The sequence below is a fragment of the Dysgonomonas sp. PF1-14 genome, assembly GCF_029892965.1.
GTDB lineage: Bacteria > Bacteroidota > Bacteroidia > Bacteroidales > Dysgonomonadaceae > Dysgonomonas.
In genome coordinates, this window is sequence record NZ_JARXWN010000006.1 from 209,846 (window position 1) to 232,472 (window position 22,627).

Here is a 22,627-nt window from a genome sequence, read left to right on the forward strand (position 1 = left end):
AGAATGAAAAAAGGTTTGTTTTTATTTCTGTCAGTTCTCATTCTATCCTGTTCACAGAAGGAACCTGATGCTACTATATCTATTGATATAAATACCGTTATAAACGATTCGTATATTGGGAATGGTGCACAGTGGGATCCATATCAACTAGATTATGGCAACGGCAGGCTGGAAATATCGGAAGCCGATTGGAAAAAACTGTATGACAGGCTCGATTTTATGTGTCCGCAGTTTATTCGTATTATGGTCAATACTTCTTCATTCCTCGATAATGGGAAATTTACTCCCGAAAAGGGTATGGAAACTTTATCGAAAATGCTGGATTATTGCCAGAGTCGCAATGTAACGGTAATGTTCGGAGATTGGGGATGGAGTGTAATCAATACCCGGGAAGCGAAAATTAACGATAAGAATCTGAAACATGCTGCCGACCTGGTCGACTACCTCATAAATGAAAAAGGTTATACCTGTATCAAATATTATAACCTGATAAACGAACCAAACGGCGACTGGTCATCAACAAATACAAGCTATTCCTTATGGGCTTCAGCTATAAAGCAATTTCATAAGAATATGGAAACTTTAAAGTTGAATGACAAAGTTGACATTGTAGGACCCGATGTCGCTATATGGAGTAAGGACGAAGCATGGTGGATAGACAGTACAGCCGTACAGCTAGGCGATATGGTCGGACTGTATGATATTCATACTTACCCATCTAAGATAACCGTTAATTCAGGAGAATATACGGATATTATTAAAACCTATAAAAACAGCGTACCAAAGGATAAAAAGATTGTAATGGGAGAAATCGGCTTCAAATTTGTCGAAGAAGCCGATTCGCTTTACAATCAGGAAAATATACGACGTGCTAAGGCCAAAAAACATGCTTCGCTTGAAGATTCACAGATGTTCGTTTACGATTATATGTACGGAACGGATATGGCAGATGCCTTATTCCAGACTATCAACAGCGGATATTCGGGTTCAGTGGTATGGATGCTCGACGATGCCATGCACTCCAATGAAGCTCCCGATAAATTGAAAATATGGGGATTCTGGAATATATTTGGAGAAGAACAGTTTGGAGCTGAGGAAGAGAATGTACGTCCATGGTATTATGCTTGGTCGTTGTTGAGCAAATATATTCCTGCTAAATCTAAAATCTATATGGGTGATATTATGGGTGATAACAACGTAAAATCGGTAATATCGGGAAAAGACGGTAAATATATGCTCGCCATAGTAAATGTTTCAAAAGAAAAGAAAGAGATAAAGCTGGAAAGTTCGAATATGCCTGAATTAACGGGTTGCAAGAAGTTCGTTTATGCTGATGGTACATTGAAAACAGAAGGTGACTATTTACTTTTACCGAATGAAGAGAATCTGAAATTGAATCTCTCAAAAGGAGAACAGTTCACAATGCCTGCTGAATCACTCATTGTTTATACAAATTTTGATTATTAATAGATGACCGATATGAAAATAAAAAATATAATAAAGACTATTGCATTAAGTATGGTTGTTTTGTCCTGCTCTGCACCCAAAGAGGAATTACAGATTACGATTAGTTCCGATATTATCAATGCTGACTATATCGGAAACGGAGTCGAATGGGACCCGTATGATGAAGCTGAAGCATGGGGTTCATCCATATCCGAAGCAGATTGGCAAAAGCTTTTCAAACGGCTAGATTTCATGCGGATGGGATATGTGCGGTGTATGATAAACAGCCCTTTCCGTTATTATGATGCAGAAACAGGCAAATATGATAAAACACGGAATATAGAATCGCTTTCGCGCGTATTGAAATATTGTACCGATAATAACATTACCGTTATGTATGGAGAATACAATCCTCCGACATGGGATATGAAAGTCGACCAAAAATGGGTGGATATGTCTGTCGATTACCTCAATTATCTGGTCAATGACCTTGGATTTTCATGTATCAAATATTTCGTGATTTTCAACGAACCCGATGGTGACTGGGCCTCTACGAACGGCGATTATGAATTATGGAAATCTATGTTGCTCCGTTTCCATACTAAGATGAAAGAATACCCCGGATTGAGTGAGAAAGTGAAATTTGCAGCACCAGACGCTGTCATGGATTTTAAAAATCCGGCATCTGCTTATGACGCTATAGGCTGGGTAAAGCAAACAGCTAACGATGTAGACTCTATTGTCGGTTTGTATGACTTACATGCTTATCCGGGGCAATACGAAGTGCGTTCGGGTAAATATGCCGATATTCTGGCACGGCACAAAGAATTTGTTCCGAAGGATAAAAAAATCGTTTTAGGTGAAGCGGGATATAAATACTGGCGTGAGGCAGACTCTTTACTGATGAAAGAATATAACCGCCGAACAGAAGGGCACCCGTTTACGAAAGGAAGCGATTCTAACATGCTGGTCTACGATTACTTCTATGGGCTGGATATGCCTCTTCTCTGTATGGAGGTAATGAACGGCGGTTATTCGGGTATTGCAGCATGGATGCTGGATGATGCTATGCACAGCAGTGGCGATTCAGGCAAAACGGAAGATATCAAATTGTGGGGAATGTGGAATATTCTGGGGGAAGAAGTATTTAATGAACCATCGCAAGAAGAGATACGTCCGTGGTATTATACATGGTCGCTTATGTGCCGCTATTTTCCTTCCGAAACTAATATTCTGAAAACAACAATAGATCGCACTCAGGGAATCTATATGGTTGCAGCAGAACATAATGGAAAGCATGTCCTGGCTGCCGTAAATATTGGAGAAACTGATAAAAATCTGAATATATCTTTACCGGTGGAACTTCAAAATGTTTCAAAATATTTATACGAAGAAAACAATATGAAGAAGAATGAAGATGGACATCCGGTTCCGACTGAAACTAGTTTAAATATTGGCAAAGAATACAAAACAATTCTTAAAGCACAAAGCTTTATTTTATTAACGAATATGGACTAAAAATGAATATTATGAAACAAACATATAGTTTATTATTTGCACTGGTTGCGATTCTGTTTACAAATTGTACAGATGTGGAAGATGTTCCGGCTCTGTATCCAGAATATGAAGAAGTAAAAGAGCTTTCAATAGTTGACAAAAATGCCACAACCGAAACAAAAGCTTTATATTCTAATTTATGGGCTATACAGTCCAAAGGTTTTATGTTCGGTCATCATGATGACTTGTGGTATGGTCGCAAATGGTATAATGAAGAAGGTCGTTCGGATACTAAGGATGTGTGTGGTGATTATCCGGCTGTGTTCAGTTTTGATGTTGGGGAAATAATGGATGACCGCTATCAGAACGCAGAAAATGCTATTCGCAGAAAAGTAGCTATCGAAGCATATAATAGAGGTGAAGTATTGACAGCATGTATGCACCTAAATAATCCATTGACAGGAGGTGATTCATGGGACAATTCTAATAAAAATGTAGCTAAAGAGATACTTACAGAAGGTAGTGAAACAAATGTGAAATTCAAACTGTGGCTTGACCGCTTGGCTGATTTCGCTTTAAACCTGAAAGGTTCCGACGGTAAGAATATTCCCGTAATTTTCCGTCCGTTCCACGAACACACACAAGGCTGGTCATGGTGGGGAAGTTCCTGCACTACACAGGAGGAATTTATCGCTTTATGGAAATTTACTGTGAATTATCTTCGTGATACCAAAGGAGTACATAATTTCATCTATGCTATTTCTCCTCAGATAGATTCTGTCTTGGGACGCGACATCTTCCTTTTCAGATGGCCAGGGAATGATTATGTTGATTTTTTAGGTATGGACGCCTATCATGGACTCAATCCAAATACATTCACCTCAAATCTGTTTACTTTGTCACGCCTTTCGAAAGAATTGAAAAAACCTTGCGGAGTTACTGAAACAGGAGTTGAAGGAATACAACGCGGAGGTGTACCTGAAAAGAATTATTGGACACAACAGATACTTACTCCAGCATCAGGACAATTTATCAGCTTGATTGTAATGTGGCGTAACGCTTATGATCCGGGTGAGAGTGGAAAACATTTCTATTCAGCGTTTAAAGGGCATGCTTCAGAGAAGAACTTTATAAAAATGTATGATAGTCCGGTTTCGTTCTTTTCAGGAGATTTACCCAATATGTATCAGATGGCAGAGGGGTTGACAGTGAATTAATTCCCATTATTACAGATTCTTGAAAATATTCTTAAGTTTGCATAACAAAAAATGTTGTGCAAACTTTTTTCATACATCATAATAAATCACAATGAGAAAAACCATTATCATTATTGCTTTCCTGGGCTTGTTTTTAGCTGATGTATACAGCCAAAATTACATACTGAAAGAAAATATTTCCTATATCTCATCGGACGAGAAGGATGAATATCGGAGAGAACGTTGTAAACTGGATGTATATTATCCTGAGGGAGAGACAGATTATCCGACTATAATATGGTTTCACGGCGGTGGATTGGAAGGTGGCGAAAAAGGTATTCCCCTCGAATTGAAAGAAACGGGTGTAGCCGTGGTTGCAGTAAACTACCGTCTCAGTCCGAAAGCTAAAAATCCGGCTTACACAGAAGATGCTTCGGAGTCTGTCGCATGGGTTTTTAATCATATTGCGTCCTATGGCGGAAACACGGACAAGATATTTGTATCGGGACATTCTGCCGGAGGTTATCTGGCACTAATGGTTGCGCTGGATAAATCTTATCTGCAAAAATTAGGTATCGATGCGGATAAAATTAAAGGGGTGATTCCGATAAGCGGACAAACAAATACGCACTATACAATCAAGAAAGAAAGGGGACTTTCGTTCGATATTCCTTATATGGACGAATATGCACCCATTACACATGCGCGGAAAGATGCTCCACCCATACTGTTAATCACAGGGGATAGAAACATGGAACTTCCTGCTCGTTATGAAGAGAATGCACACTTAGATGCTATATTAAGGTCAGTAGGAAACAAAGATGTAAAACTTTACGAATTACAGGGTTTTGACCATGGAAATGTGTATGCCCCGGGTTGTCTGCTAATGCTGAACTGGATAAATAAAATGAATTAAGACAAGTTATAAAAAAACGAAAAGAGATACTATCGAAATAGTATCTCTTTTACATTTATGAAAAGTTATTGTAGGCAATCTTTCAGAGAAATGACTTTTATTTGGTTCTTAAAATCTTCCATTGATAATTCTGTTTTTACACTAATTGGTTTTTCCTTATTCGGCAACAAATCAAAATAGTTGTCTTCAAAGAAATTGTCGATTCCATCCACTGATAAATATACTGCTCTTGCGAACTTATCACTATTCAAGGTTATTTCATACCCATTGTCTATGGCTCGTATTTTGTATGTGATATTTGCTTCAGGCAGGTTTATCTCTTTCTGATTGAGAAGAAAATAATTATTGCTGTATTGCTTATTGTTATCATCGATTAAATCCGCCACTACGACAATTTCATTTTTAGATTTGTCCTTTATCAGTTTCGCTACAGTTTCCGAATAAACCTTGGTACTTGCATTTGCAGGAATATTTACGGATTTATTTTCTTCTGAAATTACACGACCATCCAATGTCATCACGGAAATATGCAATTTACCTTTGGTATTTTTCAGCCTGTCTGAAACAATGTATATATCCAGATTATCGTCTTTTAAAATAGGCGAAACAAGTATATCTTTAAACGCTTCACGGGTAAAATAATGCTGGGCTTTCCAACGGCCATAATAATCCCGGCTTGCCCATGAAGCCACAGGCCAGCAATCGTTATGTTGCCAGAACAATGAGCCCATGCAATATCCCATATCACGGCGGTGCGCTTCCATGGCTATTTTCATGGCATCTCCCTGCAAAACCTGACTCATATAAAGGAAAGACTGAAAATCCTTTGGTTGTCCATATTCATTTATCAGGCATTTTTCAATGGTCTGATTGGCATGTGCCCCGCCCCTTTGATGTGACATCATAACTTCGGAAGTGATATTCCAGTCCTTTTCTTCGGGAGCGTACAGTTTTACGGTTGCCCATTCGGGGAACGACTGAAAACCATATTCGCTGAAATAACGGCTCTTTTCATCGTTATAAGTGTTTATAGGAAGCCCTTTCTGCCATGTATCCCAATAATGCATATCGCCATCGGTCTTGTCCCTTCGTCCGTCTATATCGGTAAACGGAGAGGAGGGCGTATAGCTTGCCATCGGGTCGTATTCTTTTACTACATCGGGCAGAACTACAAAATACTGGTCGTAAAACTGCTTCCATATAGTTTCCGCAATTTTTGGGTCTTTTGCGGTATAATTCCTTTCCCATCCCCAAATTTTCCATGCATCGAGACATTCGTTGTTTCCGCACCAGATGGCTATGGAAGGATGGTTACGTAATCTCTTCACGTTGTCTATAGCTTCCTGCCGGATATTTTCCAATAATTCGCCCTCAGCAGGGTAAAGACTGCAAGCAAACATAAAGTCCTGCCAAACCATGATGCCATATTCATCGCAAAGCTCATAGAAGTAATCGTCTTCATAAATACCGCCTCCCCATACGCGGAGCATATTCATATTAGCATCTACTGCATCCAGAATAGTTTTCTTGTATATATCTTTTGTGACCCGCGGAAGGAAAATATCACAGGGTATATAGTTCGCCCCTTTTGAGAAAACAGGTACTCCATTCAGTTCGAAATAAAAGCTTTTACCAAATTTATCCGGCTCTCTTACAAGCTTAACAGAACGAATTCCTATTTTTTCACTTTTATTGTCAATCGTCCTGTTGTCTATCGATACCTTTACATTGAAAGTGTAGAGATGAGGTTTGCCTAATCCGTTCGACCACCATAATTCAGGGTTTTTCATAGTGAAGTTCAACTTCACTTTATTTATCCCTTTTTGGATATTTACGACTTCAGAAGACAATACTTTTCCCGACTGCTCATCTGTTATTTCCACTTTTGCGGAAGCTATGTCTTTGTCTCCTACTATTTCCAATACGGTTTCGATATCCGCATTCTTAGCAGAAACATTTTTCTGGATATAATGAACGTTATCAATACGAAGTCCGTCCCATGCCTCCACAAATACAGGACGCCAGATGCCGGAAGTAACAAGACGGGGCCCCCAGTCCCATCCATAATGATATCCTGCTTTGCGGGCAAATACGCTTAATCTCCGGTCGAAAAGTCCGCCGTTCTCTGATTGGTCGTTTATAGCTTCATACTGAAAAGGCAAAGCTTCCCATTTTGGCATATCGACCTTTATAGGTGAATGAAAGTATATCTTAAGCTTATTATCTTTTTGTCGGATAATATTTTTCACATCCACACGCCATTCCCGGAACATATTATTTGCCTCAAGTATCTTGGTTTCGTTGAGATAAACATCAGCATAAGTATCTAATCCTTTAAAGTATAAATCAATATTTTCTTTTCGGAAAGTTTCCTCATCCAAATGGAATGTGGTTTCATAAATCCAGTCTTCCTTATCCACCCATTGTGCACCTCTCTCATTCAAGCGGAAATACGGGTCTTCCAGTATACCGTTATCCATCAGGTCGGTATGGACAACACCGGGAACAGTAGCAGGATACCAGTTGTTTAATCTTGCCTGTTTAAATTTCCATTCCGATTTTATCTCCGTTAAAATCGGAGAAGCTTGCAGATTATTTAAAATTAATATCGTTGACATAATCATAAGTAGTATTGCTGTTATTCTTTTCATATGTATATATTTAGTTGATTATTTCAAATTTAGTATTGATAACATTTTCACTGCTTCCTCCTACAAATAATTCGAATTGTCCAGATTCAACAACCTTTTGCATATCTATATTCCAAAAAGCAAGTTTGGATACAGGGATTTCAACTTTAACTTTCATTGTTTTTCCAGCTTGAAGATTTATACGGTCAAAATGTACTAGTTCTTTTACTGGTCTTATAATACTTGCTGCTATATCACGGAAATAAATCTGTATAACTTCAGTAGCATCATATTTCCCCGTATTGGATAAATCAAAAGAAACTTCCAGAATATCATCTTTTTTGATCTTATTGTGTGACAATTGGAGGTTGGAATAAATAAATGTAGTATAAGACAATCCATATCCGAATGGATATAAAGGGTCTTTTCCTGCATCCAGATAGTAAGATTTGTTACCCAATGAGGTTTGTTCAGCTTCTATAGGTATTTGGTATAATGTTGTTTCATTGCCATCGGCAGGTCTTCCGGTATTGTTATGATTATAATATATTGGTATCTGCCCCACATTTTTAGGAAATGTTACAGGTAATTTTCCTGATGGAATAACTTTTCCTGTCAATAGACTAACTAATGCCGGTCCTCCCATCGTTCCCGGATGGAAAGAGTATAATACAGCATCAGATAGAGCAACTTCTTTCCCTATTGATAAAGGACGCCCCGCCATAAAAGTCGTTACAAGAGGTTTTCCTGTATTCGCCAGTTCTTCAATGAGTGCTGATTGAACTCCTAGTAAATTTAAAGTTGTCAACGAATGAGCTTCGCCGGAAAGTATAGCTTCTTCACCTACAAAAGCTAATATTACATCAACCTTTTTGGCTAATTCAACGACTTTACTAAAATTGTATTTACTTGTATCGCGGGAGATAGACAGCGCAGGTTCGTATATTATTTCTATTATATGTCCGTACTGTTCTTGTAACGATATTAATGGAGTTCTTGTATATTTTTTGTCTCCGTCGAATACCCATGTTCCCAATTGATCATGTGGTGCATTTGCCATTGGACCTGTAACAAGAATCCTCTTAATATTATTCATATTCAATGGCAAAACATTATTTTCATTCTTCAGTAAAATTGTACTTTGCTCGACTGCCTCCTGTGCAGCTTCTAAATGAGATTCAGCATAGTATATTTCTTCTCTTTCATCTTGTATGTACGGCTGTTCAAAAATACCTAATTCAAATTTTATCCTTAGTATATTTCTTACAGCATTATCTATGTCTGAAAGGGATACTTCTCCCTCTTTTAATAATTGAGGTAGATGATTGATATATGTTTCACTGACCATTTCCATATCTAATCCCGCATTAACGGCTTTCATTGCGGCTTCTTTCCCGTTTTTGCAATAACCATGCTTTGCCATTTCAATGACTGATGCCCAATCAGATATAACAAAACCATTGAATTCCCATTCATTCCTTAAAATATCAGTTAATAAGAACTTACTGCCCGATGCCGGAATCCCATCATTATCATTGAATGAAGTCATTATTGTGGCCACTCCGGATTGGACTGCTTCTTCGAAAGGACGCAGATATAGATTTCGCAATCTTCTTTCCGACACAAAAGTTGAATTATAGTCTCTTCCTCCTTCAGCAGCACCATAAGCGACAAAATGTTTTGCACATGCCAAAATACTACGAGGATTATGAAGACTGCGACCCTGAAATCCTCTGATAGATGCTTTACCCATTTCTGAGACTAAATAAGGATCTTCTCCAAAACCTTCAGCTATTCTTCCCCAACGTGGATCGTGAGTAATATCGATCATTGGGGCAAATGTCCATCTTATTCCTGCTGCAGAAGCTTCTGTCGCAGCTATCTGCGAACTTTTCTCAACAATTTCCGGATTGAATGTAGCAGCTTGACCTAATGGTATAGGAAATATAGTTTTAAATCCATGTATTACATCTCGTGCATTAATTAATGGGATGCCGAGACGTGATTCTTCAACAGCTATTTTTTGTATTTCGTTAAAAAGATTGGGATCAGTTATACTCATTACTGATCCGACATGACCTTTTTCAGTTTCTTCTTTTAGCTTATTCCAGTCTTCACAATGCAACTGGTTCATCTGACCTATTTTTTCTTCCAAGGTCATTTGTTTTAATAAAGCCTCTATTCTGTATTCTATATTAACTTGAGCAAATAAGTTACCGAATAAGAAATAAGTAGCAATAATGGTAAAAAGCTTCTTTTTCATAATACTTATATTAATAGTACAAATCTATTAATAACTTAGATTTATGAATTATACAATATAATTGAAGGATTATACTATTTTGAAATAACTCTTCTTTAACATAAAGAGCAAAGCTGATATTTCGGCTTTGCTCTTATATTTTTGAAATTAGGATGTAATTACTTTATGAAAAACTTTCTTGAAACTATATCGTTGCCTCGTACGACCTGAACTCCTATTATTTTATTACTACCAAGATGGTCGAGGTTAAATTCTGTGTTTTGATTTTTTATTTTCTGATTGGATAATATACGACTTGTCGATACATCAACTATTTGCATAGTTGCATTTTTGTATTCATTTTTTATGTTAACTTTCAGTATACCTCCGCTAACAACAGTTATTTCAATATCATCTACTATTTTTTTACTTTCTACAAGGTGATTATCGGTTAGGGAATAATCAGATGCCATAAATGTCTGTCGTTTTCCATTAGGATAAACTAATTGTGGATAATTCTGATAAAAATTATTTGTTGCCGGTGTTATTCCTGCAAAAGTGCCGTATCCGTCATTTTCCCAAGGGCTTTTCCATGCACATACTCCGCTGTAACCATTCCAATATGCATTCAGGTAAGCATTAGCCAAAGTCATATTCCAGCCCGATTCATTTACATTATATCCGGGTGTTTCACCGATAACTACGGCTTTGTATCCGTCATCCATCCATTCTCCGATAGTTTTATTAAAGAAAGCTCCTGACGATTGCCACTGATACCAGTGCGGAGAATAGAAGTCAAGAAATGCATCAAGGTCATTGTATCGTGCTCTCAAAGATGCTTCACTATAATTATTGCCTGCATAGGTATCTGCCCATGTCCAACTATTGTATTTGTTGCTATTGCATATAATCCACATAGAACCTGATGTAACAGGTTTATTGGTATGTTTATGTATGTAGGAAGCACAGATAGCTATAAATCGTATAACATTATCACGGGATAAATTACCACAACTGGCATCCCTCCACATATGTTCTATTTCATTACATATATCATAGCCCATCACATATGGTTCGTCATTATATCGTTTTATAAACGGAACAAGAAAATATTCACAATACCATTTTGTTTTGTTTTCATCATTGATTATTTGCCGGAACTGGCTCCAGCGGGTTGCATTGTAATTGTTAATTACCATATCGAAAGACCAGAAAGTGGGCATAATATATATTTGTCTTTCTCTGGACAATGCCACAAGCTTGTCCATATCGGTCCAGAACTGTGAGGTAGCGCCTGTAACCAGTCCATCCCCATTCAACGATGGGCTTGTGTTACCTCCTCCATGTACCCATATCCGAGCCAGATTGATATTGTTTTGTTCGTAACGGCTGAATTCTTCCTGCCACCATTGGTGGTTATAATTCCTTCCTAAAAAATCGAGACGATAATCATTGTTCCATTGCCATGCAGTATTTATACCGTTGAAGAAAATTTGCTTACCATAGGCATAGAACTTATTACCGCTGATGGTTACAGTAGGACTGCTAGAATTCACGTTTTTATTAACAAGAGCAATTTCGTCGATATAGAATGAAAAGGCCGGTTTGGATTCATAGGCTCCCGGAACTAAACTAATCCTGTTGAATTGCCCGTCCGAAAGCCTGTCTAAAGGTAATATCACATCCTGCCATTGCCCGTTTGCATTGTATTTTGGATAGGTTTCCCAATCCGACACGGAAGTTCCGGTGGAAGTATTTTCGAGTTTATACACAAATGAGAAGGTTCCTATATTAGCAGACTTTACCCGTATTTTAATTCCCGAATAATTAGATTTTGTAAATGTGTTATTCAGGTTAAAATAAATTCCGTCTCCTTCATTATTTGCAGGAACAGAAACAAGACCTGCTTTACCAAGACTGCCGTCCGTAGATGTTAGGACATTGATTGACACATTTCCCCACGTATCAAAATTAGACGAAAGATAATTAAAGTTAGATACAATTTTGTTTTGAGAGCTACTAGTAATTGCAATTAGCAGTAAAATTAAATTAAATATTAGTTTTCTCATGATGATAATGGTTAAAATTAGTATAATGCAAACCTAAACACACTAATTGACAAACAATTATACTATATAACTAAATGTTAATACTTTTCTGAAAATTAATTTTATAATTATATTTTTATACCTCTTGATTTATTTTGATTCCCAGTATCAGGCTTTGCCATAATTATCCTATCAGGATTAGCATCTATTATATCTTTGATAGATAATATTTTTCCTGAATGTCTATCAGGTTCTTCACTATTCATTTTTAAAGCAGACAATTCTGGTTTCCTTTCAGGGATTGTTGTATTGGTTTTTAGTTCCTGATTCTTATTCTCCAAACTCAGATTTATCTGCCGGCTTAATAAATCCAACTGTGATTTCAAATCCTTCAGTTCCGGTTCTTTCTTCCATGTAGCCGTCATTACCTCTTTCAATACAGGTAAATCCTTTTCCAGCTTTTGATTATCCGATTGGTATTTATCAATCAAAGCAGGTATTCGATCCAAAGCTTTCAGAAAATTAGTTGAAGCCAATATCGGATCGGTAGCAATATGCCCGTTGTTATAGGAGTATTTAATATTCCCCTCTCCCTCGATAAAGAAACGATTGTCCTTGAACATGGAGCCTTCTTTTTGGCTATCCTCAGTCTTAACAAGAATTTTAAAGCCATATAATTCCCCGATTTTAAAATATTCGCCATTGGTTCTGGCGTTATTCGCCAGCTGATTCAACTTATCTCCAATAGCTTTTGGGTCGGTACTGTCGAGATTATCCAGTTTTATTGGATTCAGCTTATTCCCTTCCCTATCTACTTGAAGTTTCTCATTGAATACCGTCAGATCTTTGGTCATCCGGCTAATCATTTCAGAGTTACTGTCCACAGTTCGCGTAATATCCTCAAACTTATAGATAGCAGAAGATTTACTGCGGTTAAATGCCTGGCGTTCGCTCTCCAAAGAAGCGATCTTTTTTTCTAATTTAGCTTTTTCCAGCAGGTCGGTATTGCCTGAAAGTATAGCCACGTACTCCGAAAAGTTCATGCCCGAACCTTCGTCCAAACTACCTTCGTCAATGGTTCGGGTAGCCATATTATTTGTTTTGAGCTGGTTGATAAATAGCTGTTTGTTTTGAAGCAAGTTGAATTTATAACTGTCCAATGATTTTTCTACGGCATATATCAGGACATCCACCTTATTATCCGCATACAACTTGGCTATTTCATTGCCTTTGCGGATTGCCCTACCGTCCCTTTGGTTCAGGTCGCTTGGTCGCCACGGCGTATCTAAATGATGGATAGCCACAGCCCGCCTTTGTGCATTGACTCCTGTTCCCAGCATAGAAGTCGAACCGAACAATACACGGATACGCCCTGCGTTCATGGCTTCTATCATGGTCTTTCTCGCATTATCGGTCTTGGCTTCCTGTATAAAGCGTATCTCATGGGCAGGGATACCATGATCTTCTATCAATTTTCTCTTTATCTCTGAATATGGATTCCATTCATTGGGTTTATAGGTTCCTAAATCGGAAAAGACAAACTGAGTTCCTTTTTGAAAATCATATTTGTTATAGTATTCAGCGATTTTTGCTGCACAATGGGATGCTTTGTTATCCACATGGTCTCCGTAAGACATATCTATCATACGCATATCCAAAGACATCTTTCGGGCATAGTCTGTTGCTATCAGCATCTTTGCTTTCTCTTCACTTCGAGATAATGGTTCTCTGCCCAATATTGTGGCATCTCCCGTTTCAGCAAACTTCATCAGTTTTCCGATAAAGATTTCCTGCTGTGGTGTAGGTGGGATATTGTATAATACCTCATTCTTTTCGGGTCTGTCTATACCTATATCCTTTGCCGTACGGAAGTCTGTTATCTCCGAATAGAAGGATGCCAGTTCAGGCACTTTGATAAAGTATCGGAAGCGTTCTTTCTGCACTATCTGATTAGTTACCGAAAACTCATAGTCTGTTGTCTTCTTGGCAAAGACAGCTGCCCATGCGTCAAAGGAGTTGATGCCCTGCTTTTCCAGTTCTTTCGGGCGCAGGTATTTGAACAGGATGTATAATTCCGTCAATGAATTGGATATGGTTGTACCCGACAGGAATGTCGCTCCCAGATCCTTATCCCTTCTATCCTGTATGGTGCGGATGGCAAAGAGCATATTCATGGCCCGCTGGCTTCCTTCGGGATTACCTAAGCCTGCCACTCGGTCGTGGCGGGTGGTAAAGGCAAGGTTCTTGAACTGGTGCGACTCGTCTATGAACAAATGGTCTATGCCCATCATCTTAAAATCCACTACATCATCGGTACGGTTTTTAATGGTATCAGCCAGATTACTCAGCTTTACTTCTAAATTTTGCTTCCGTATTTCCAATCCCCGAAGCATCCTTTTAGAGATTTCTTTTCCCTGCTCTCTCAGGACATTCAGGTTTTCCTCTACGGACTCTAATTCGGATTGGAATATCTGCTGCTGCATTTCCGGCGATTGGGGTATCTTGCCGAACTGGTCATGGGTCAGGATTACAGCATCCCAGCTGTTATTCTTTATTTCATTAAATATCTTTACTCTTTTCTGTAGCGTAAAGTCTTCCTTACCCGGATAGAGTATTCTGGCATTGGGATAGGCTGTGCGGAAGGTAGAAGCTATCTCATGTACATTTGCTTTCAGACCGATAATCATCGGTTTGTTGGCCTGCCCCAATCGTTTCATTTCATAGGCGGCACAGCACATGATCAGCGTCTTGCCCGTTCCCACCTCGTGGTCGCCAATGCCCCCGCCATTCTGCTTAATCATCCAGATGCAATCCTTTTGCGATTGGTATAAATCGGGAATACCCAAGCCCCTCAAATCCAATCCGGGAAATGTTTGGTGTGAGCCGTCGTATTGGGGACGGACAAAGCAGTTGAACTTGCGGTTGTATTTATCTGCCAGTTCATTTTTAAATTCAGGCGATTGCCCATCTAACCAATCGGTAAAGCCGTTTCGGATTTCATCTATTTTGGCATTTGCCATCTGTATGGCTTGCCCGTCGGGTACTTTTACATTCTTGTCTTCTCCCGTTTCAGGGTCTGTTACCTTGATAGTTTTAGTGATATTGGGTGTGGTATTGAGCAGGGCGTGTTTGAGTAAGTGAATGCCTGTATAGAGTTTACTTTCTCCCTGTACAGCAAACTTTTCATTGATAATCATATTGCTTCTGTCCGCTTTGACGGTAAAATCATCACGGGATGCGTAATAAGATATATCGACATCCGTTTCAAAGAGTTTGCTCATGTAATCCTCATACACAGTCGTACCAATCCACCTTTCCCCGAAATTGAAATCCAGTTCTTCATATCTGATCGGTTGCGGTATAGCCTCCTGCAAGGCTTTCAGTGATGCTTGCGAGGGAATATCATCAGGATGGTTCAGTACATATCGTTCTAAGGCTTCTGACTTTTCAATCACATTGCCTGCGATAAACCTGTCCCTGACTTCATAGTTTTGCACCAATGGGTTAAAGTAAATCCGTCCTTGCAATTCGGAAATGACTTCATCCCTGTCTTTTCCTTCCATCAGGGAGAGCATATAATCGATATCCACTTCACCATATTTATTCAATGATGCGATAAGGGCTTCGTCTGAAGTATTAGCAACGGAAATCTCGTTGGGGTTAAAAGCAACAGGTATGGAGAAGATATCGGCTTTAATGAAAGCTCCTCCAACCTCCCCAAAGGGGAGACTCTGTTTCCCCACTTCGGGGGGACTAAGGGGGGCTTTTCTTTCAAGTGCGAGAATCTCCCTGCCTCCGGCATCCATCTTGATGATATCTAAATTCTTTTTGTCATTCAGATAGCCATATCTACGGACAAACTTGTCATAACACAGGTTCAGGTTGCTGCGCAATGAGGTGTGTTCGGTCAAATGCTTGGCCTCGTGGTTATAGAGGGCATGGTAGGTATCCCGAATCTCTATATAGCGACTAATCTTTGAACGTTGGTCAAAGGATATGTCCAGTGCCTGAAATTCGGCATCATCCCGATAACGTTCTTTCAGGAAACCAACCTGTCCCTTATCTTCTACAAGAGAGTCTCTTTTGTGAAACTCAAACAGTTCGCCGGAATAAGGACGTGGCTCAAAAGAGCGTTTGCGTTCTTCCTGTCGTTGTTCCTCACGAAGCCTTTCCTGTTGTTCGGCTATTCGGGCATCTTCTATGGGGTAAAGCCCCTCCTGACCTCCCCGAGGGGGAGGAACAGGAAGTGGGGTATTTAGGGGGCTGTCTTTAGAAAACATGCTAAGCTGTACAGGTTTTCCTTTCAATGCAGATGCTTTTTTTCTATTTCTGACAGGTTTTACCTGTGTCCGTTCTTCCTGTGTAAAACCGAACAAATCGTATAAACTCATTACAGGCTCGGAAACATTGACCTCTAAGGCCTGATAAGAAGTCCTTACTTTTACTTCTTGTCTTTCTGTTCCTTCCTGCCGGTTAAATTGCGGAATGACAACTTTTGGCTCCGTTTGCTTTTGAGTATTGCTAATCCGATGTTTCTTATACAATTCAGTATCGAGGTTGAACTTCAAATCACTTTTGAGCATCTGCCCCATATAGTCGGCGATTTCTTCCATACTCCCCTCATGGATAAATACCCGGGCAGGCTTGCCGTAAGGATCGGTATCTATGAACTCTTTTGTCTGTACGACACGGCTCAGATTATAGAAATAATCATTGTTGTAGATTTCCGTTTCCTCTGACTTCGAGCTGCTAATAAAGTATTCCTCCCAGATATTCAGAAGTTTGTCTTTAGCTGTATTTTTTTGCAATAAAATCAGGTCACTTCCAACTTCTGTTCCTGCATAGTCGGTAAAAAGGTTATTGGGTAGTCGGATAGCCGATACAAGGTTTGTATTTTCCATCAGCCATTGACGTACAGGTTCATTATTGGGAGAGTTCATCACTCCCTGAGATGTTATAAAAGCCATAATACCGCCTTCACGAAGAGATTCTACTCCTTTTACAAAGAAATAGTTATGTATGGCCCGTGTAGAGTCACGATGTAAGGCATCCTGCTTCATAAAAGCAGAATCAAATACGCTCATTTCTCCGAATGGTATATTAGAAGAAACAACATCGAAATAATTGTTGTACCTGTTCTCTATAGTTTCAAAGCCTTCGATTTTTACTTTATCGTCAGGTTGAAGATGGGATAACAGTTTTCCTGTCAATATATCTTTTTCAAAACTGATACGTTCACTAGTACCACCAAAGGCACGGGAAAACTCGCCCATACCTGCTGAGGGATCAAGAAAACGGCTTATTTCTATACCGCTATCTTTAATCGCGTCGGTAATAGCTTGTACAGCTTCGGGTGGTGTATAGAAAGCTGTGAGTACAGAATTCTTGATGCTGTTGAAGTATTGCTTGTATTCTTTTTCAGATGAAGTATTATCCTTAATAACCCGATGTAATTCAGCTACCAGTGGAAACAGTTCCAGTTCAGATTTAACCCATTGGGATGTATCAGCTAGAGAGGTTGCAGGATTGAGAACGCATTTAAGTCCTCCGAATCCTGAATAGCCCTGCATTATCTTTTTTTCATTATCGGTAGCTGTCCGTTGCTCCCTTTCGAGAGCAAGGACAGTACGGATGGCTTCGATGTTGGCCCGAAGATGAACCTTTTTATTAAAGCTCATTTTCTTCCAGCCATAAGTCAATGAATCCTGTCAGTTCGGTATAGAGTTCATCATATTCGGGAGAATAGGCGAACTCATCGGAAAGTGGATATTGCAGGAACAGGAACTCGCATTGGGATAAAATGCGGACAGCATAATCTTTAGCTTCGCTTTGTGGAACAATATCAGAAAATTCGTTCCACAACACATTGACAATAGTATCATGCTTGGAGAATAGAAGTCCTTTAAATAATGTCAGGTTTGCCAATTCTTCTGCTTCAGTCTGTGATAATCCTTCTTTTATGGCATTGGAATAGGCTTCGGATGCTTCGTCTGTTCTGTTTTTAATGAAGTTGTTATCTGATGCCAGGTGCGGATGGCTTTCTTTCAGAAAGGAAAGCAAGGTTAGTCTGTAATAGGATAGTTCCATTGGATTGTTATTCTGATTCTTATTTCGTTTCATAATTATATTTTTTGATTGTTGGAGAATTGGAATTATGCCTACCTTTGTTTATTCAGGTTATTTACTCCGTTTTCGGATATATGTCGGGAGGCATATCGGGTTAGACCGGATAACTTGGATAATTAGCTAGGCACTTGGGAGGGATACCCAAGTGCCGTTTGTTTTGGAGTCACAGGCCCTTTGTTATTGCTTTTTCTTGGATTTATTGCCTTTTTGCTTATTGTCAGCAAAGATGAATTTTACATTATACTCTTCATCTAAAACAAGTGAAGCATCGAAGTCTTTTCCGGTCTTGCTTTTGAATCCTTTTATTGGTCCGATCTTTTGTCCTTTACATAGTTCGGCAACCTGGGTATCATTGAGTGTTTTCCCTGATTTGTTCCTGAAAAGTACAAAATCGCAGTTTTCATTCTTACATCGGGCAACCATCGGATAGATTCGGATATTTCCTTCTTTACATTTCGGACAGGATATTCCCGATTGTTTTTCCCGGAATACGATATTGGATGATAGCAATTCTCCCGTTACCTGAGAGGTATAGACACTGATACTCTTCATAAAGGTATCTGCATCAAACTCGCCTCTTTCTATTTTCGCCAGTGTTTCCTCCCACATTCCTGTCATTTCCACATCAGCAATTTTCATCGATTTGACAATTCCATAGATAGCCAGTCCTTTCTCTGTCGGTACAAGGGATTTTTCTTTACGGAAGATATATCCTCTTGTTATCAGTGTTTCGATTATGGATGCACGGGTAGCAGGTGTTCCCAAACCGCAATCTTTCATGGCCTTTCGTTGTGCTTCATCATCCAGTTCTTTGCCTGCATTTTCCATTGCCGTCAATAAGGAACTTTCAGTATAAAGTGGTTTTGGCTTGGTTTGTTTCTCAATTAGTACACTTGAAGTGGATTGAATAGTATCTCCTTCATTAAATGCAGGGAGACGGACTGATGTGTTTTCTTCTCCATCCGTATGTTTTTCACCATTATCTTTTGCCGGTTGTTCAGAAAGGATAGCCCGCCATCCCGCTTTGATAATAACAGAACCTTTAACTTCGAATTCCAAATTATTTGATACAAACGCAATTCTCACCTGTTCCTTACTGCATTTTGGAGAAATGGCTTCCAGCATACGTCCTGCAATCAGGTCATATATTTTACGTTCGTCTTTTACTATATCGTGGGCATAGTTTTCCGTAATAAGCAGGGCATGATGGTCTGTAACTTTCTTATCATTTACTCCCTGCTTATTCAGGTTGCCTTTTTGGAGTCCGGTTACATGGTCTACAAATAGAGGATGTATCTTCAGGCATCTGAGTAATTCGGGTATTTGCTCAAACACATCTTCAGAGATATAATGGCTACCTGTCCGGGGATAGGTAATCAGCTTCTTTTCATAAAGAGTCTGAGCAAGACTTAATGATTTGTCTGCCGAGAACCCATATAACCGGTTGGCTTTCTTTTGTAAGCCTGTCAGGTCAAAGAACAGGGGAGCTTCTTCTGTTACATTTTTTCGTTCAACCGATTTTACCTCTGCCTGTGGATTACTTTTCAGTAATTCATAGAGCCTGTCCGCTTCTTCTTTTTTATCAAACTTGTCTTTAGAATAAGCTTTAAATGTGATATTGTCTTTATCTATTCCTAATGCCAGTTGCCAGTAGGTCTGAGGCACGAATTGTTTGTTTTCCTTATAGCGGGAACATATCATGGCTAATGTCGGTGTCTGTACCCGTCCCAACGAATAAATACCTTCCCCAACAGTAATACTTAATGCCTGGCTGGCGTTGATACCGACAAGCCAATCGGCTTCACTCCGGGATTTGGCTGATTTGTACAGATTATCATAATCGGTTCCTGCTTTCAGGTTCTTTAATCCCTCACGAATAGCCTTTTCAGTCAAAGAACTTATCCACAGACGGTCAAAAGGTTTTCTACACTCTAAATAAGAATAGATATACCTAAAGATAAGCTCCCCTTCGCGTCCGGCATCGGTGGCAACAATAATCTTATCACATTCATCAAAGACATTCTTTACAACTTTAAGCTGTTTTAATGCTCCGGGATCAGCTCTATAACCTTTTTCCCCTCTTATTTGCCGAGGTTGAAGTGTAAATATTTCGGGAATAATCGGAAGGTTCTCCCGTTTGAATCCTTTGAATCCGTAACCTTCAGGCATGGATAGCCCTACAAGATGTCCCAGTGCCCATGTTACAAGATAGCTGTTACCATACAGGTAACCATCTTTTTTATCATTTGCTCCGACAATAGCCGCTATTTCACGGGCTACGCTGAGTTTTTCGGCTATTATAGCTGTTTTCATATTTGTTTTTTTGTTAGAATGGATAAATTTTATTGAATAAGATATTTATCGCGACTCGGCATAGTTCAAACAGGGTTTGACTCTGCTCTCGCTGCTCTAAATATTGGATAATTAGCCTGAAATAGAGGGAACTACATTTTTACTCCTCGTGATTTGGTCTGTTGTTGCTCTTTTTTCTCTTCCTGCTTCTCCTGTTGTTTTTCAGAAGGCTGAGTTTGTCCCTGTTTGAGAGGTTCTTCATTCTTCTTGGTTGCTTCATTGGTTTTGCCTTCGGAGTTGACAGCAACCTGAGTCTTACTGTTGTTGTCGGGAGTAACCTTTTGTGCTTTATCCGGATTCCATTTGAAAAAGTCGAGTTTTTCTTTTTCTGTATTTACTTTGATATAGGCATTGAAGGTTTCTCCTTTTTTATCGAGCATACCTGTTACATAGATGGTTTTGTTCTCTTTTAATTTATCCTGTTGTTCCTGGGATAATTCGACACCCAGCAACTTAGTCGGAATACGGAACTTCTTTTCCTGCGGCTGGGACTGGTCCTGTTTATTCGCATTCGATTGCTGCTGGTCTTGGGACAGTTTATTGGCATTGTCGAATTTGAATTCCAAGCCTCTACGATCCGCATTAATTTGTACGGTAGCATTGAATTCTTTTCCGTTCTTACCTGTCATTCCTCCGATATAGACTCCTTTTCCTTCTGATAAATCTTTCTTTTGTTGTTCATTTAAAGCAACTCCTTTGATTTCATTCGGTATCTTTATCCTGTCGGCACGAACGGCAACGAGTTCGTTGGTCATTTTGTCTATTGACACAAAAGCTTTCATCTTTTCACCTTTGACGGGTTCTATCTCAACCAACCGCCCTGCATGCCCTGTCTGTCGGAGGTTTTGTTTGTCATCTTCATTCAGACGTGTTCCGTAAAACGGCCTGTCCAGTTCGGGTTCTTTCCGCAGGGCATGAATGGCCACAGTTAAATTACCTTCTGCTGTTTCCCGAAGTGAGAGGCGGGCATCGGTTCGGATAGTCATCCCGTCGATTTCAACTTTAATAGGTATGAGTCCGGGAGATTTTTGCCAGTTGAGCATTTTATCCATGCTCTTGGTCTGCTCCAACATTTCTTTGGTTACACCCAGTTTTTCAAATTGGGACCAGTCGATACGGGATTCATCGATTGCCTGATATTGTTTCTTGGCAAATTCTTCGGGTAATACCCTGTGTTCATTTAGGAACTTTTTATTGGAAGGGTTCTCTGGATCTTTGAGCATTGTTTCTAATACGTTTACAACATTTTCAAGTGCATTGAGTGGCACTTTGAAGAAATGGAAATGTGTTGGTTCTTTGCATTGGCGGAGGAAATTGGACATAAAATTCTCCAAAGCATCGCTGTGCTTGTCTATTTTCAGAAACTCCGGTTCATTCTTTTGCTCAGGTTTAACGGTCTTCGGTGTGCCGTCTTCATTCATTCCTGAAACAATATTCAGTTTATTGCTGTCCTTTTCGCATACTAACAGGACATCGCTGTCTTTTAATTTTTCGTTCATAATAAATTGGATAATTAGTGATTATTCTTCTGAGGTGTTTTCTTCTCTGTCTTTATCTATCTCCTGCATATATTTCCGGAGAAACACTTCGACATCGGACTTGTAGTAATAGGTCTTTTGTTCAATCTGTTTGTATTTGAGCTTACCCTCGCTGCGGTAACGTTGAAGGCTTCGCTTACTGACTTTGAGTTGGAAGCAGAGGTCCTGATTGTCGAGTAGTATTTCTCCATTCAGGACATTCTGACGATCCAGTATTCGGTCTATTCGTTTTTCCATACTTTCTATTTTCGTCCATAGCCTATTCATCCATTGTTCGAATTCTTCATTTGACATATTCCAGATACGCTTTTCGGAATTCCTGATAAGACTTGATGTGGGTAGGGAAAATCTTTTCTTTTACAAGCTGTTCGACATCTTCGAATTTATAGATGCATTTTCCCTTTTCGATGTAGTAGAAAAGTCTCCCTTCTTTGCGGATTCGTTGTAAAGTGCGGGAACTGATGTCCAGAATATCGCAGATTTCTTCTGATTCTAATCGGACACTGCTCCAATCGGGGTCTTTGTTCTTTGGGGTCGCTTCAATGTTCGTTACAAATCCTGCGATGCGGTCAATCTTCTTTTCTAATTGTTTGAAGGCATCGCTCTCGAATGTTATTACTTCCATATCTGATTTTT

At 39.3% G+C, this 22,627-nt stretch carries 13 protein-coding genes; 4 read left to right on the forward strand and 9 right to left on the reverse strand.

Features of this window, described 5'->3' with window-relative positions; translation table 11 throughout:
- Positions 1-3 precede the first annotated feature (3 nt).
- From M2448_RS09665 to M2448_RS09680, 4 genes are all read left to right on the forward strand, one after another.
- Entirely contained in the window at positions 4-1,467 is a 1,464-nt protein-coding gene (locus tag M2448_RS09665) for a hypothetical protein (protein WP_280645953.1), read from the forward strand.
- 12 nt (positions 1,468-1,479) lie between these two features.
- Entirely contained in the window at positions 1,480-2,964 is a 1,485-nt protein-coding gene (locus M2448_RS09670; protein WP_280645954.1) for a hypothetical protein, read from the forward strand.
- A gap of 11 nt (positions 2,965-2,975) precedes the next feature.
- Positions 2,976-4,160: a glycosyl hydrolase gene (locus tag M2448_RS09675; RefSeq protein ID WP_280645955.1), complete on the forward strand. Its 1,185-nt coding sequence runs from the start codon at positions 2,976-2,978 to the stop codon at positions 4,158-4,160.
- A 91-nt stretch (positions 4,161-4,251) separates the two neighbouring features.
- Positions 4,252-5,055: an alpha/beta hydrolase gene (locus M2448_RS09680; RefSeq protein ID WP_280645956.1), complete on the forward strand. Its 804-nt coding sequence runs from the start codon at positions 4,252-4,254 to the stop codon at positions 5,053-5,055.
- A gap of 65 nt (positions 5,056-5,120) precedes the next feature.
- Here M2448_RS09680 and M2448_RS09685 read toward each other — a convergent pair whose 3' ends face one another.
- From M2448_RS09685 to M2448_RS09725, 9 genes are all read right to left on the reverse strand, one after another.
- Positions 5,121-7,706: a glycoside hydrolase family 2 protein gene (locus M2448_RS09685; RefSeq protein WP_280645957.1), complete on the reverse strand. Its 2,586-nt coding sequence runs from the start codon at positions 7,704-7,706 to the stop codon at positions 5,121-5,123.
- A gap of 10 nt (positions 7,707-7,716) precedes the next feature.
- A complete protein-coding gene (gene bglX, locus M2448_RS09690; protein WP_280645958.1) occupies positions 7,717-9,948 on the reverse strand; it encodes a beta-glucosidase BglX in 2,232 nt (743 codons plus the stop codon).
- 158 nt (positions 9,949-10,106) lie between these two features.
- Positions 10,107-11,996 carry a hypothetical protein gene (locus M2448_RS09695; RefSeq protein ID WP_280648021.1) on the reverse strand — a complete coding sequence of 630 codons (1,890 nt, stop codon included), beginning with the start codon at positions 11,994-11,996 and terminating at the stop codon, positions 10,107-10,109.
- A gap of 107 nt (positions 11,997-12,103) precedes the next feature.
- The gene (locus tag M2448_RS09700) at positions 12,104-17,653 is read right to left on the reverse strand and encodes a helicase-related protein (RefSeq protein WP_280645960.1); all 5,550 of its coding nucleotides are present in this window, start codon (positions 17,651-17,653) and stop codon (positions 12,104-12,106) included.
- The gene (locus tag M2448_RS09705; protein ID WP_280645977.1) at positions 17,643-18,062 is read right to left on the reverse strand and encodes a DUF1896 family protein; all 420 of its coding nucleotides are present in this window, start codon (positions 18,060-18,062) and stop codon (positions 17,643-17,645) included. Before M2448_RS09705 ends, M2448_RS09700 begins: the two co-directional genes overlap by 11 nt.
- A gap of 216 nt (positions 18,063-18,278) precedes the next feature.
- Complete coding sequence (gene topB / locus M2448_RS09710; RefSeq protein ID WP_280645961.1) at positions 18,279-20,414, reverse strand: type IA DNA topoisomerase; 2,136 nt, start codon at positions 20,412-20,414, stop codon at positions 18,279-18,281.
- 131 nt (positions 20,415-20,545) lie between these two features.
- Complete coding sequence (locus tag M2448_RS09715) at positions 20,546-21,952, reverse strand: DUF4099 domain-containing protein (RefSeq protein WP_280645962.1); 1,407 nt, start codon at positions 21,950-21,952, stop codon at positions 20,546-20,548.
- Between the two features lie 21 nt (positions 21,953-21,973).
- Complete coding sequence (locus M2448_RS09720) at positions 21,974-22,285, reverse strand: helix-turn-helix domain-containing protein (protein WP_280645963.1); 312 nt, start codon at positions 22,283-22,285, stop codon at positions 21,974-21,976.
- The gene (locus M2448_RS09725) at positions 22,275-22,616 is read right to left on the reverse strand and encodes a helix-turn-helix domain-containing protein (protein ID WP_280645964.1); all 342 of its coding nucleotides are present in this window, start codon (positions 22,614-22,616) and stop codon (positions 22,275-22,277) included. The genes M2448_RS09720 and M2448_RS09725 overlap by 11 nt, the downstream gene beginning before the upstream one ends.
- Between the last annotated feature and the right edge of the window lie 11 nt (positions 22,617-22,627).

Coding starts and splice junctions, on each gene's coding strand:
- M2448_RS09720 (WP_280645963.1), bottom strand. CDS start 22,285: ATGTCAAATGAAGAATTCGAACAATGGATGAATAGGCTATGGACGAAA.
- topB (WP_280645961.1), bottom strand. CDS start 20,414: ATGAAAACAGCTATAATAGCCGAAAAACTCAGCGTAGCCCGTGAAATA.
- M2448_RS09680 (WP_280645956.1), top strand. CDS start 4,252: ATGAGAAAAACCATTATCATTATTGCTTTCCTGGGCTTGTTTTTAGCT.
- M2448_RS09665 (WP_280645953.1), top strand. CDS start 4: ATGAAAAAAGGTTTGTTTTTATTTCTGTCAGTTCTCATTCTATCCTGT.
- M2448_RS09675 (WP_280645955.1), top strand. CDS start 2,976: ATGAAACAAACATATAGTTTATTATTTGCACTGGTTGCGATTCTGTTT.
- M2448_RS09670 (WP_280645954.1), top strand. CDS start 1,480: ATGAAAATAAAAAATATAATAAAGACTATTGCATTAAGTATGGTTGTT.
- M2448_RS09685 (WP_280645957.1), bottom strand. CDS start 7,706: ATGAAAAGAATAACAGCAATACTACTTATGATTATGTCAACGATATTA.
- M2448_RS09695 (WP_280648021.1), bottom strand. CDS start 11,996: ATGAGAAAACTAATATTTAATTTAATTTTACTGCTAATTGCAATTACT.
- bglX (WP_280645958.1), bottom strand. CDS start 9,948: ATGAAAAAGAAGCTTTTTACCATTATTGCTACTTATTTCTTATTCGGT.
- M2448_RS09715 (WP_280645962.1), bottom strand. CDS start 21,952: ATGAACGAAAAATTAAAAGACAGCGATGTCCTGTTAGTATGCGAAAAG.
- M2448_RS09705 (WP_280645977.1), bottom strand. CDS start 18,062: ATGGAACTATCCTATTACAGACTAACCTTGCTTTCCTTTCTGAAAGAA.
- M2448_RS09725 (WP_280645964.1), bottom strand. CDS start 22,616: ATGGAAGTAATAACATTCGAGAGCGATGCCTTCAAACAATTAGAAAAG.
- M2448_RS09700 (WP_280645960.1), bottom strand. CDS start 17,653: ATGAGCTTTAATAAAAAGGTTCATCTTCGGGCCAACATCGAAGCCATC.